The following is a 14268-nucleotide window of genomic DNA, read 5'->3' as shown; positions in this document are numbered from 1 at the left end:
TTTTTGCCAAGGCTGGCCCAATATAAAGCTCAAAAGGAAATATTCGGCGACAGGAACAGTTATTCTAAGACAGACAATGATGCAACTTTTATGCGGATGAAGGAAGACCATATGAAAAACGGTCAGCTTAAACCTGGTTACAATGTACAGATGGGAACGGAAAATCAATTCATCTTGTTTTACACTATCCATCAACGCCCGACAGACACGCGTTGCTTTATCCCTCATTTGGAAAAGTTGGCTTCTTCCTCTTTGCCGATGCCCAAAACCGTTATTGCAGATGCAGGGTACGGGAGTGAAGAAAACTATCTGTATGCGGTTGGAGAGGAAAAAGAGCCACGGTTTGATTTCCTCATTCCTTACGGAACCTATCTAAAGGAAAAAACTCGAAAAGTCAAAAAGGACATCAAAAACGTAATGAACTGGGAATATGATGAGAAAGATGATTGTTTCATCTGCCCAAATGGCCGGAAGGTTACATTCAGGAAATATCAAATGAAAAAGAATGTTTCCGGCTATGAACAAAGCTATAAAATCTACGAATGTGAAGATTGCACAGACTGCCCATTGAAACCGCAATGCACCAAGGCCAAAGGAAACCGTCAGGTTCATTGGAATACGGTCTTTGAAGAAATGAAGGCAAAGGCAAAAGCAGCCCTTGAATGTGAAGACAAGGCCGCTATCTATGCACGCCGTAAGGTCGAAGTAGAAAGCGTGTTCGGTCACATCAAGGGCAATCGGTCGTTTCGCAGATTTTCACTGCGGGGGATCGACAAAGTACATGTTGAGTTTGGGATTGTGGCACTCGCACATAACATATTGAAAGTGGCGGGCATCCGCCTCGACACTTTCCTAGAATCAATCGGAATCAAAAAACAAGCTGGAGAAAAACGAAAGGTTTTTCACCAGCTTGTTTACTATTTTAGGGACTTTTTAGACAGCCCCTATTCCTAGAACTTGTCTTTATCTTACCTATGAGGAATTGAAACCTTTTTTAAATTAAAAAAAAGTATATTTCCAATTTCGTGTCTTTAACTTAACTATATTATAATTTCAAAATTTTTAGAAAGAATAAAAAGTTATAAGCATTATGTGGCGATCAGGCATTCTAATGTTCTATTTATTGGCAATGACCTTTCTAAGTTAAAAGCAATAGTTCGCCTTGCAAGTGGTTTAGATATGTGGTCAAAACTAATCTTCTAGGAGATAATCAAACGGCAATGGTTTACTACTAACGTACGGATGCAAATGCTAATAAATATCTAAATAGTCTCTGTGTGATTGTGAAAGCACTAACCATCGCATAAGGTTTAGTGTATTTTTTTATATTTTTCCAAAATAAAGAAGGATTTTGATAAAAATTGTAGAAATATGTAAATTAAAAAAATTAATAAAATTTATTCAGGTATTGTCAAAAGTTCTATAAAAAAGTTCTATAAAAAAATGGAAAAGATGTTTATCTTGATGAGTCGGGGTCGTAAGACTCCGCCATTAACCCAAATAATCCCTCGTTAAAGCTGCTAACTCAGGAATTACAACAGGAACTTTTTGTTCAAGGGTAGCATGGGGTCTTAAGAAATTAAAATAAGCAACAGACAAAGTAACAAAAGAAACAGAACCTTCTTCAGAATTAAAACCATGAGTAGCTATGTAATTACCCTTAAAATTAGGGGGGTGGCAATACCTAAATATAAATTTATCAATAACAATAAGATTTTTTACACAAAAGTCTAAAAGACTTTTGACAATACGTTTTCTAATATGGGAGTGGCTCTTATGAAACAAAAAGTACTATTTATTCTTTTAGCTATTGTACTTTCATTTTCTTTTATTCCTATCCAAAACGCTAGTGCAACAGGCCAATCAACACCAATTAAAGTAGATGTACGAACCTTGGTAAAACCATCTATTGTCACAGCAACATTAAAAGGAAATAGTTACCTTTATTCTTCCCAATCAACAAGGAGTAAAAAACTCCAATATTTAAAGAAAGGGGAAAAGGTAGAAGTCATTAAAGATAAGGCTTACCGATGGTACTATATAAAAACATCTAAAGGAAAAGTAGGTTGGATTCCTGGCCAGTTATTATCGATTCCAAAGGATCCTCCTACTAATACTCAACGATTAAGCAAAGAACAAATGGAGGAATTTATAAAAGTAAAGGGATTTCAAAGTAAAACTAACTATTTGATATGGGTAGATATTGACCGACAATTGACAAATATCTTTGTAAAACAAAATGGACGATGGGTACTCCAAAAGAGCATTTTAAGTGCGACAGGAAAAAATGTCTCTCCGACAATTCGAGGAATTTTTTTGTTGAAAAGGGATAGAGGAACATCTTTTTATTCCAATACGTTTAAAAGTGGGGGAAGATACTGGACTAGAATTGAAGGCTCCTATTTATTCCATTCTATATCCACAGATAAAAATTTGCGGGTAAAAGATAATACATTAGGGAAACGAGCTTCTAGCGGGTGTATTCGTTTGCCAATTAATGACGCTTATTATATTTACAAGTACATTCCTGCGAATACAACAGTTTGGATCAATTAAAAGGGTATTAACGTGAAATTAAATGGGGTATTTAGCCAATGGATTATTTAGTAAAGCTGATTTTGATCTAACCAATATTTGGCTTCAACTTTTGAGAGAAACATTTCCTAATTTAGAATTATATGTACATTAAGAAAATGAAGCCATTAATGACATTTCAAGGCAGCTACAAAAACGCTGTCTTTTTTTAAAAAAAAATTCACTAAAAAGAAGGAAATTAGTATATATTTGTCAAAAATAGATTGATAACATAAAATTTTCACAAAAGTGAGGATTTAGTATGATTAGTTTGTTTATTGATGAGTCTGGTCAGTTTGAGAAAGTAGATACGGTTGTAATTGGTGGAGTAATGATCAAACATAATTCATCCTACCAATTAGATAAGTTGGCAACTAAAGTAAAGCAAAAAATGGTTCAACTCTATGGAGAAGATTATTTCAAGAAGATACATGGGGAAGACCGTGATCTTGATCTTCGGGAGGATACAGTTCACCAAATTATTAATTCTAGTGAATTTGAACAAATTGTCCCTTTTTATACTGAGAAAGGAAGATTGAGTAAAAAAATTCTATCGAATATCAATGATGATAATACGGCTTCAATGTTGTACTTCAATATGTTAAATTCATTGGTTACAACCCTTACTTTGTATCATCCTTCTCTACTAAAAAATGAAAGAGAAATAAAAATCTACTTAGCAAGTCGAGTTGCTTTATATTCAGATAGTCGTAAAGATTTTAAAAATCTCCATGGAGAACCAAGTATTGGAAAGAAAGGAGATAAAATCTACCATCTTAACAATGAGACAAGCTTGTTAATGGGGTTGAATTATGAACTAAATACATTTTCCTACCTTCATGAAGGGGATTCTTCTCCGAGTAATCAACTACATATTTCAATTGAGAAGATTACAATTAATTACGAAAAATCTTCCAAATTTCCTTATATGGATCTCATGTTTCTTGCTGATATTGTGTGTAATTACGTTCGCTATCGACGTATAGACAATTATAAAGTTCCGTTTCATAAAAAAATTGCATTTGCCTATGATGACATTAACGAGCAATATAAAGAGATTTACCGTTCCTATTTAAGACGTGATTTACCTACTTTTTTATTAGAATGGTTTAGGTATCTCAGTGCTTTTAATCAAAGTTCCTTTAAAGAACAATATGATTCTTACCTTGAGTTGTTGGATATAGACTCTATTGCAGATTCTAAATCATTAGAAAAAGTGATCTATTTAGCAGAATCTACCATTGAAGAAAAAGACTCTTCAAAGAGAAAGTTAGAACAATTTCTTTTAGATTTTATAGAAGAACGAATTAAACTTCTCAACCCATTAAAACAATTTAAATATTATGATCTTAGAATAAGAGCAAACAACCATCTCGGAGTATTTGAAGAAAATGAAAAATATTATCAAAAGGCATTGTCGATAAGTGAAAAACTAGGCACTTGGGAAATTCTTGATCAAAAAAGAATGGTAATGAATCGCTTTGCAGTTTCTTGTTCAAATATTTTTGATTTCAAAAGAGCCCTATCGATAAGCGAACAATTAATAGAGTCACAATTAGCCCTTCATGAAACATTAGTGACGAGCAATGTTTTCTTATTTGATAAAGAAACAATGATAGAGAGAGATATTATTTTAGGCAAGTATTACAGTTCTAAAGGACAGTATTTAGCCTTTTTACAAAGAGAAGATGCTTATGAATATTTCCATAAGGCGATTTATTATTTACAAGACGATCCCATTGATAAAGCAATTACCGTCTCTTACCTTATACATTTTCTAGCCGAATCACCACAAACAATGCAACCAAAGGACCAGGAACTAATTAATGAATATCTAAACGGAGATGATTTTGATTCAAGAATCAATGTTTTTTTAGAAGCGAGAGATATAACAAAAAATGGCCTTCCGTTTCAATTTTACACCTTTATTAAACTATACCGTTATCGCCTTAAATCAAGTATCAATCCTTATAAATTAAACCAGTTGGCTCAAAAGGTTGCTAGCTTGTCTACTCAAGATTTGACACATCCTTGGCCATTAATATTCTATAATCTTGGCGAACTAATAGAGACTAATGATCGGAAACTAGGGATTCAATTAAAAAGAAAAGCAGTAAAAATAACAGAAAATAAAGATAGCAAACTCACTATGCAAATGATTGGGAAGATGTTTGAAATAAAAGTCAATCAAGATGAATCTAGCATTTCAAACTTCGTGGAATTTGTTGAAAAACAAGGTAATCAACATTTATATGACTATTTTGAAATAGAAAATCTCAAAAATTTAAGCAATATCGAAGAAAAAATTAAAAGAATTTCATCAAAATTTACATTTATGTACCATTAAAGGTGGGGGATAAAGTGAAAGAAGCACATCTACCTAAATCAGACATTTTATTTTTGCTTGTTGGAACTAACCCATTTCCTAATCTTATTTCAAGTTTAACCCGGGTGAAAGATGATGGTCTGATTCATTTCTTTTATACAGTTGATCAAGAGAATTCACAAACCAACAAAGTGTTTGAACGATTAAAAGAATTATTATCGAAGAAAAAACCACATTGTCGATCTACAGGAAGCATTATTGATAAAAGCCGTGTAAATAAGATTGAAGAAGATGTGAAGGAAGTATTATCAAGAACCTATTCTTATAACCCAAACCAATTGCAAAGGATTGAACTGAACTATACAGGTGGCACCAAAGTGATGGCGGCTGGAACTTATCATGCTTTTAAGAATTTTGCTCATTCTCAAGCCAAAGACATTTTCGTTTTAAGCTATATAGATGGTGAAAAGGAACAGATTTACTATGAGGTGTTGGAAGGGGAAAATGAAAAATATGTTTATGAACCTTTACGAAAACTTGAGGGTGACTATAGTATATCAATTTTAGAAATAAGTCAGTTACATGATATTCCCTTAAAAGAAAATCCCCATCTAGAAATCTATGATAGTCAATTAGCTGAAAGGTTTTTTCAATTATTCATTGATCCATCGGAGGAAGAGTACCAAAGTCATATAAAGTTTCTAGAAGTAATTTATTCGGATATGGTCCATGTAAGCGATAAATTACCAAATAATAAAAATAAAGCAAATGAGCTTATACATGAAAGGTTATTAAGTTTAAATAATCCAATATTTGAAAGTGAATACAATCCATTTCCTGATATACATTCTTATCGTGACTTTTCAAAAGACAGGAAACTGACGTATCAGTTTAAAGACTATTTATCTGGTTTTTGGTTAGAAGATTACGTATTAAAGGTAGTACTTGAGTTAATGGAGGAAAATAAAAACATCATTGATGTTCATCATTCGGTAAAGCCTAACAAACAATCTAGTAAGGATTTCGAAGTGGATATTGTTCTGCTTAAAAAATACAAACTATTTTCAATTTCGGTTACTACTCAGGAAAAAGAAGAGGAAGCGATCTTAAAACTCTTTGAAGTAAAGGAAAGAGCGAAACAATTAGGTGGAGATGAATCAGGGATTTGCCTTGTTTCACTGTGTCGGAATTCAAATGTTTTAGAAAAGGAATATAAGAATATATGGGATAACGATTCTCCCAAAAATACATTAATTATTGGGCAGGATCGGTTCAAAAACATCAAACAATTATTTGTTGACTGGATTAATGAGTAATGGAGGTGGATCAATGAAAGCAGACTATATGATTTTTATCGTAGGGACAAACCCTCTTCCTAACTTAATCGCTGCAGATAAATTCCTTGATGACCACTCGCAGGTTTTTCTTATATATACAGAAGGTTCTGACAACATTGTTGGGACTAACAGGATTAAAGATCACATCGCAAAAACCTTAAAAAAGCGTAGACCAAATCTTACCATTCAATCTTTTGCTACAGACAAAAGCAACCCGATTGAAATAAAACATACAATAGACAAGATTATGCTAGAGATTAAAAAACAAGGTCAATCGTTTAAAGAAAAGACCATTGCACTCAATTATACTGGAGGTACAAAAACAATGGCTGCGCTTTCATATCATCAAAACAAAAAATATATGAAAGAGATTTTTAAGAATGATGAGTTTTATTTCTTATTTAGTTATGTTGATGGAGAAATCGGAAAAATATTGTATGAATTCAAGCAACAATATCATGCTGATGAAATCAATAAAATGGTAGATAAGTACGATAGGGTTTTAGAAGATATTGTTGAAATTCATGGCTATGAGTTAATCCATGCGGAAGAACTAGAGACAGCTCAGGAATATGCTCAATTTCAAAATGTAACGGTAAGAAATGTTGAACAGCCAGAAATGGTAATCCATTTTGATGAGGTGTATGTTCACGGTTATCAGTTAACTTGTCTAAGGAAAGATCTACAACCTGCAAGTAAAAATATGTTAAAATTTAAGATTTTCCAAGCGAAAGATCATTCGGAGAAAATTGGAGGGGAACAGGTTAGGCTTTTCTATATTTGTAATTATCAAGATAAAAATGGGAATTTAATGAGGACGGAGCCAATAGAAAATGAATTAAGTGAATCACAAAGGATTAATTTAAAGGATCGAATCAGAATTATGAACTCAGCGGATGTGAATCAACAAGAAATAGAAAAATTAGTAAAGGGGTTATAATTGTGGAATACATTGTTCTTTCAGAAATATCAAGGAAACAGGACTTTATTTTTCGAAGTAATAAATTAAAAGAAAATATAGGTGCTTCTATCATTATTAAATATATTACAGAGGAACTTTCAAACAAATATGTCACCCAATTTCATGGCGATGTCATTTATGAAGCGGGAGGTAAAGTTCTTTATCGTTTCAAAGAATTAGATAGCGTAAAAAATTTTGTTCGAGAATTTTCTAAAGAAGTTGTAATTGAATTTTCAGGTATTGAACTGTTCATTATTCACCAAGCGTTTGACCCAAAAGTTGATGAAATATCAACCATCATTGACGAGGCATACAAAAAATTAGAAAGAAAGAAAAGCGAACGAAAAACAACTGCAAGACAAATTAGTTTTGGTCTACATAAAATTTGCCATTCCACACAAATGCCTGCAACTTATATTGATGGAGGAAAACCGATATCCAGCGAGATCCATAAAAAGATCGAGTTTAGTAAAAAACATGAGTCATACTTCTCAAACTTGCTTCCAAAAGGTTATAAATATCCTTTAGAGTTTGACGACTTAAAAGGAGCAGAAAAAAGTTTTATTGCCGTTGTATATATCGATGGGAACCAAATGGGGAAGAAACTGAAATTATTTAAAGAATTGCATCGATATACAGGTGAAATATCATTAGAACAACATAATGAGATGTATTTACATAAATTAGCTGAATTTAGCCAGAACATTGCGGATGCGTATGAAGAAGCTTTTAAGGAAATGACTAATGTGTTAAGTAGGGATCAACAATTGTTACAAGAAAAATTAAAAATAGATCAAGCAATGTTGCCAATACGTCCACTTATTGTTGCAGGTGATGATATTACTTATGTAACAAATGGGGAAATTGGTATTGAAACCGCACGAATTTTTTTGGAAAAGTTAAGTAGTAAACATCTAACGATTAGTGATACGGAGAATATTCCTCTCAATGCCAGTGCTGGGGTTGCTATTGTGAAGTCTCATTATCCATTTTCAAAAGCTTACAAGTTAGCAGAAGAATTAAGTGAAAATGGGAAAAGACGTATCCTCTCAGATTACAAGGAAAAAGATTTCTCCATATTGGATTGGCATATTGTTTATGGAGAATTATCAGGCAGTTTGCAACAAATACGGAAACAATATTATCAATTAAAAGATACGGAAGGCACTCCATTTTCTTTAACAATGAAACCACTTTATCTGAATAATAAAGATTCTTTTCGTTCCTATAGCAACTTTAAAGAGTCTTTGAAGAATATATCAAAATCTGACGTGGCTAGAAGCAAACTAAAAGAATTACGTGAAGTGTTTAAAGAAGGACCTAGTCGAAGCAAAGTATTTATTGAAATAAATCAATTGAATTCATTGTTCAATTACCTAGGCAATATGCAATTAACCAATGGTTTTACTACCGATCATGTTTGTTTATATTTTGATGCGATAGAAATGATGGATCTATTTATAGAGATTAAGGAGGAGAAATAGGTGGAATGGGCCATTCAATTTAAATTGTTATCTGAAACTATTTTTGGTAGCGGAGAATCGATACCAGGATCTGTAGATTTAGAGGTAGTACATGATGACTATGGTTTACCATATTTTAAAGGGAAAACACTAAAAGGAAGGCTACGAGAAGAAGTGGAAAATATTATAGACAAGATGAAAAAAATAATTCCGAATCAGATAGAATATGATACCTATGTATATCGTTTATTCGGCAAAGCAGGGGATAATCTTCATAATGGTTTAAAAATATCGGATGCGACATTGGGATCTTCCATAAAGAATGGAATTCGTTATGGAATTGAATCTGGTCTGTTCACAAAAGAGGAAGTCCTACAATCATTAACAGAGATTAGATCATTTACAAGTGTGAATGAAAAAGGGGTAGCCCGAAAACGTTCCCTACGTAATTTGCGAGTAATCAAAAAGGGATATATCTTTTATTCACAGTTATATTTAGAAAGAGAACTAGAAGAACAGGAACTAGAATTACTAGCTGCTGGAATTTCCAGTTTAAGGCATATTGGTACCATGGTTAGTAAAGGAAAAGGTTCGATAGAAGCAAGATTGTTCTGTAATGGAAAAGACGTGACAGAGAAATATGTCAATTCTTTCATAGAAAGGATGAACAAAGCGTGACCCGATACATAACGTTTGAAATCAAAACACTTGAAGATATCAAAATGGGAAGTCAAGGATCACAAATTGATAATCAATATGCTTTAAGCTATATCGCAGGGTCTACAATTCGTGGGGCATTTATTCATCAATATTTGAAACGATATCCAGAGTTGGATATTAGCAAAAACGAACAAGCCCGTAAAATGTTGCTAAGTGGGGGGATGAAATTCTTAAATGCTTATCCTGCACAAAATGACAAAAGAACATTTCCTTTCCCAGTTTGTTTTTATACAGATAAGGAAACACTTAAAAAATTTGACGGAACAGGTGTTTTAGAAGTATTAAATGAATTTATGGATCCTATTTGCGAAGATGATAAAAGATTCGGATTAGGTGAATTTTGTATATTTGATGAAGAACGTATTCAATTAATATCTGTGGAGAAAGTGTTCCATTTACATATCAATAAACGGGAAGAAAAAGAGAATTTGTTTAGATATGAGGCCATTAAACAAGGGCAGACATTTATAGGAGTCATCGCTGTTGAAACCGAATTCTTTGATCAGATTGATGAGATTGTTCAGCTTATGGACCAACAAATTTTCTATTTGGGAGGATCTAAAGGATCTGGTTATGGAAAATGTTTGATTAAGAATGTAACCCTTGTCGATAAGAATCCTGAGCTAATAAATGAAGTGGATGAGGAAATGTTTTTTGGTGAATTTTTCATTTATGTCATGTCAGATATAATTTCAAGGGATGGAAATGGCCAAATTATAAGTTATATCGACGAAGCTTACCTCAAAGATCATTTAGAATTAGAATCGGTTCAATTGCAACAAAGTTCCATTCAAACAAGAGTCTCTTCGGGGTATAACAACCATTGGGGGACAAGACTTCCACAAAACATCGCCATTAAGGCCGGTAGTATATTCAAATATAAGTATCAAGGGGAACTAAAAAAGAAACGGATGGAACAATTAATGGATCATGGAATAGGAGATCGTAGAGAAGAAGGATTTGGTAGAATTGTGATTTTAGATAGTCTATTAGGCTCTGAAATTGAACTAATCCATGAAAAAAATCATATTACCTTTGATTCATCTTTAGTTACCCAGCAAGATCAACATCAGTTAAAAATGATTCTTACGGATATTTATCAACAGATTGTAGAAAAAGAACGCCCATTAAAAGTTTTAGAATTAAACGAGAAAACAAAATGGGATCCATTAAAGCGATCTTCTTCTCAAATAGGAAAATTGCTTGAACTATCGATCAATCTACAATCTGTTCAACCAGAGGAAGGGAAGAAACAATTTCTTGAATATTTCAATCACCTAGAAAAGAAGGCAAATAGCACGAAGGCATTCTTTAAATTAAAAGATGTAAAAGTGAATGAGAATAACATAGTAGATTATTTACGAGAATTTATCCATCATTTGGATGATATTGAATTGTTTAAGAGAAACTATTTAATCACAAGAAAACAAATTAAATTAGGGAATATTGAACCAGAGCTAAGCAAGAAATATGTCTATAAAAGCAATCTAAAGTTTTTAGAAGATTATTTCCGATTAGGGTTAAGAGAAGTAAGAAAGGGGGAATAACAATGGCGATAAAAGGGAAACGCTTTGTAACTGTTCTCTTTGCTGAAGTGAAGAATATTGGACCATTGCATATTGGAACAGGCGATAATGAAATATTGATCGATCCGACTGAGAACAAAGCCATACTTCCAGCAACAAGTATTGCTGGCGTATTCCGTTCCTATGTATCAGAACATGATGGGGTTGAGAAAGCAAACGAAATCTTTGGTTCCCAGGAAAGAGAAAGCCAAATCTACTTTTACGATTCATTATCCGATCAAAAGAATGTGGAACGTCGGCCAGGTGTAAGAATTGATCCAGCTACAGGAGCTGCAATGAAGAATCATAAATTAGAACGAGAGTATCTTGGAGCGAATCATCAATTTCTTCTTAAAATGGAAGTGTATTCAGAAAATGAAGATCAAAAAGAAAAATTAACAAATCTGTTATACCAGTGTCTTAATGCATTAGATCAACAACATATCAATTTTGGCGGCCATGGTACAACAGGTGTAGGATTCTTCCAATTAGTAAAAGTAGAAAAAGAGGAATTTGATTTAGAGGATGCCCATTCATTAGGGAATTACTTAAAAAGAGAGGGAGTAAGAGAAGAGGTTACGGATCTAGTGAAAAACATTTCCCTTCCGTTAGATATGATGGAAATAGAACTGGACGGACATCTGACCACACCACTTTTAGTAAAAGCGCCAAGTACGAATAATGCGGATTTACCCGATGCGGAGAACATTAGAAATAGTGATGGGCAATATATCATTCCAGGATCAAGCTTAAAAGGGGTGTTACGAAATCAGTGTCAGCGAATATTAAATTATTATAAGAAACCATATGTAATCGAAATTGCTTTTGGTAAAGATACAAAGGAATATGAAGAACGAGCAAAAGGTCGAGTTTTCATAGATGACAGCATTGTCGAACAAAAGGGACAGAACAGTGGTGTCTATCACCGAATCAAAATAGACCGTTTCACTAGTGGTGTATTTGGTGGAGCATTAATGACAGAAGAACCTATTTTGGGTAGCATTTCTTTAAAAGTAAGGTATAAATTAGTTCATGATCCAAAAATTGATCATGAAGTCATTGCAGTTTTAATTTTAGCTTTGCGTGATATTGGAGTGGGCAATGTTGCAATTGGAAGCGGGAATAACGTCGGACGAGGAAGATTACAAGGGAATAAAATGGTTATTCGAGACGGAAAAGATACCATTGTAATTCAGTTAGATAGGGAAGAACGTTCAGAAAAGCTGACTCAATATATTCGAGCTTTATCCTAGTTGGAGGGATTACTATGTTGTTTAAAAAGATTTCCATAGAGCAGGCACTAGATAAAAATTATTTACAAGATATTGGTTTGATATATGGTTTAGTATATTCCTATAATTCTGTTCAATTAACCCGAATTGAAGATCTCTTAATAGATCGGGAGACTTTAATAGAGGCTCGTTTTTTTAATGAAGATTCTGAGGTTCATATTTTTAAAAGGGATGAGTTGGAAGCCGTGATCTTCATGGAAACAGAAGATGATCTTGATCATTCATTTAGCGAGAATCACTTATTGGAACGATTTGGGGATAAATTGATTATAAAGCATTATCTTGATTATGACCAAGATGGACAGGCCTACATCAGGTATTCAAGACCAGCTAATGTGATTTTTAGGGAAGGGGAGTACTATCATGCAAGGTAAACATGGAAAGGAAGCCGTAGCACCTTATAATTTCGTAAGTTTTCCCAAAAATCGAATCGTAAGATATTCTTCTCTTGAACAATTACCAAGGCATGATACCTACTATGATGACCATATCAACGGTTATATAGAATATGTTATCACAGCAAAAACCCCTATCCTTGTCTCAGACGGAAAACAAGAATTTTTCAGAAATATTGCAGGAGATTATGCCATTCCAGGGAATAGCCTACGAGGAATGATCAGAACAAATGTTGGAATATTGGGTTTATCAAGCTTTGCTCAGGATATTGAAGATAAACTGTTCCTTTATCGTGGATTAGCGGATCATTCAAAAAAATTACGAAACCAATATAACCAAAAGATTGATATTCGGACAGATCCACTACAAAAAACACCGGGTAAGGTAAAAGCTGGATATATCCGTCGTGTCGGAAAAGAGGAATATGTAATTATACCAGCAAAACACGAACAAGGAAAAACCTTTTTTAGAATTAGTGAGATGAATCTTCGGAAGATCAATCCTAAAGGTGTAGAGATAAGCTACATGTATGATCAAAAACGGAAAAATCCAAATTATCATCCTTATATCACGCCCGTTTCCTTTGAATTGAATCTATTGGATAATCAGATTCATATAAAAGATATAAAAGCTAAAGGAGCACTTAAAAAACAAGGTTATCTCTTATGTTCAGGTTTTATGCAAAAAAAAGTGACCCATTATGTTATCAATGAAAAAGATGAATTGGCTCAAGAAATAAAGTTAAAAAAAGAAGAAATCCGAGCATATGAAGCAGATCTAGCAAGAAAGAAGAAAGATAAAGATCCCTTCTACGCTTTGCCAAAAAACATCGGTGAGGAAAAGCCAATATTTTATGCAGAGGGAGGTCGTTTCACCTATTTTGGTTTTACTCCATATTTACGAATTTTTTATGATGGTACCATACATGATGGGATACCTGACAATTTAAAGCTAAATCAAATTGATTATATGAAAGCCATTTTTGGTTTCAGTGATGGGGAAAAAAGTTATAAGAGTCGAGTAAGTTTTGAAGATGCGGTCGTAATAGGAACCCCTCAAAAAGCGAAGAAGGAACGAATCGTACTTGGCGAGCCAAAAGCGACTTGTTTTCCAAATTATCTTAAACAACCAAATGGCTCAGATAAAAATTCTTTACTCAATTATAATGATAAAGATTTATTTGAATTACGGGGTGTTAAACAATACTGGTTAAAAGATCAAATTAATCCAGTGAATACAGGGAAACCCAATTCAAAGGTAGATATAGAGATTTTTCCTTTAGCCGAAGGAACTCAATTTAAAGGAAAAATTCATTTTAATAATTTAAAAAAAGATGAACTTGGATTGCTCTTATGGGCTGTTTATCTACAAGAGGACGCATACCAACAAATAGGACTAGCCAAACCATATGGATATGGCCAAATTAAAATTTCAGATATCAAATTGTATACTGAAAATTTACACAAAAAATACTCGTCGATATCTCCTGATTTTTTTAAAGAAGAATGGTTTGAAGATTATATTGATGAGTATAAGAAATATGTTCATAAACAATATCAGATCAATATAGATAATCATCAATCGATTCGTGAATTATTAGCAATTAAGACAACTATTTTACAAAAAGAACAGAC

Annotated in this window: 10 protein-coding genes and 2 pseudogenes; 11 read left to right on the top strand and 1 reads right to left on the bottom strand. The window is 33.2% G+C overall.

Going from position 1 to position 14268, the window contains the following annotated elements; translation table 11 throughout:
• On the top strand, positions 1 to 954 hold a 954-nt coding region (locus EDD72_RS11370; RefSeq protein WP_165895076.1), incomplete at its 5' end, for a transposase.
• Between the two features lie 558 nt (positions 955 to 1512).
• On the opposite strand, the pseudogene EDD72_RS12895 reads toward EDD72_RS11370, so the two are convergent.
• Positions 1513 to 1665: pseudogene (locus tag EDD72_RS12895) on the bottom strand (DDE-type integrase/transposase/recombinase); the annotation flags it as partial.
• A 111-nt stretch (positions 1666 to 1776) separates the two neighbouring features.
• On the opposite strand from EDD72_RS12895, the gene EDD72_RS11360 reads away from it, so the two are divergent.
• The 10 genes and pseudogenes from EDD72_RS11360 to EDD72_RS11315 all read left to right on the top strand — a co-directional run.
• Positions 1777 to 2556: a L,D-transpeptidase family protein gene (locus EDD72_RS11360; RefSeq protein ID WP_165895075.1), complete on the top strand. Its 780-nt coding sequence runs from the start codon at positions 1777 to 1779 to the stop codon at positions 2554 to 2556.
• 280 nt (positions 2557 to 2836) lie between these two features.
• Positions 2837 to 4921: a hypothetical protein gene (locus EDD72_RS11355; protein ID WP_132770420.1), complete on the top strand. Its 2085-nt coding sequence runs from the start codon at positions 2837 to 2839 to the stop codon at positions 4919 to 4921.
• Between the two features lie 14 nt (positions 4922 to 4935).
• Complete coding sequence (locus tag EDD72_RS11350) at positions 4936 to 6216, top strand: Card1-like endonuclease domain-containing protein (protein ID WP_132770418.1); 1281 nt, start codon at positions 4936 to 4938, stop codon at positions 6214 to 6216.
• Between the two features lie 13 nt (positions 6217 to 6229).
• Complete coding sequence (locus EDD72_RS11345; protein WP_132770415.1) at positions 6230 to 7177, top strand: hypothetical protein; 948 nt, start codon at positions 6230 to 6232, stop codon at positions 7175 to 7177.
• Between the two features lie 2 nt (positions 7178 to 7179).
• Entirely contained in the window at positions 7180 to 8682 is a 1503-nt protein-coding gene (locus tag EDD72_RS11340; protein ID WP_132770413.1) for a Cas10/Cmr2 second palm domain-containing protein, read from the top strand.
• On the top strand, positions 8683 to 9339 hold the full coding sequence (locus EDD72_RS11335; protein ID WP_132770410.1) for an RAMP superfamily CRISPR-associated protein: 657 nt from the start codon (positions 8683 to 8685) through the stop codon (positions 9337 to 9339).
• Positions 9336 to 10928, top strand: coding sequence for an RAMP superfamily CRISPR-associated protein (locus EDD72_RS11330; RefSeq protein ID WP_132770408.1), 1593 nt, complete (start codon positions 9336 to 9338; stop codon positions 10926 to 10928). Before EDD72_RS11335 ends, EDD72_RS11330 begins: the two co-directional genes overlap by 4 nt.
• A 2-nt stretch (positions 10929 to 10930) precedes the next feature.
• A complete protein-coding gene (locus EDD72_RS11325; RefSeq protein WP_132770405.1) occupies positions 10931 to 12199 on the top strand; it encodes an RAMP superfamily CRISPR-associated protein in 1269 nt (422 codons plus the stop codon).
• Between the two features lie 14 nt (positions 12200 to 12213).
• Complete coding sequence (locus EDD72_RS11320) at positions 12214 to 12612, top strand: hypothetical protein (RefSeq protein WP_132770403.1); 399 nt, start codon at positions 12214 to 12216, stop codon at positions 12610 to 12612.
• A pseudogene (locus tag EDD72_RS11315) lies at positions 12602 to 14233 on the top strand (TIGR03986 family type III CRISPR-associated RAMP protein); the annotation flags it as partial. The gene EDD72_RS11320 and the pseudogene EDD72_RS11315, both read left to right, overlap by 11 nt.
• Positions 14234 to 14268: the final 35 nt, after the last annotated feature.

Origin of the sequence: Tepidibacillus fermentans, assembly GCF_004342885.1 — a bacterium.
Lineage (GTDB): Bacteria > Bacillota > Bacilli > Tepidibacillales > Tepidibacillaceae > Tepidibacillus > Tepidibacillus fermentans.
Note: the sequence above shows the minus strand (reverse complement) of the source record. Positions and strands in the feature narration are given on the sequence as shown.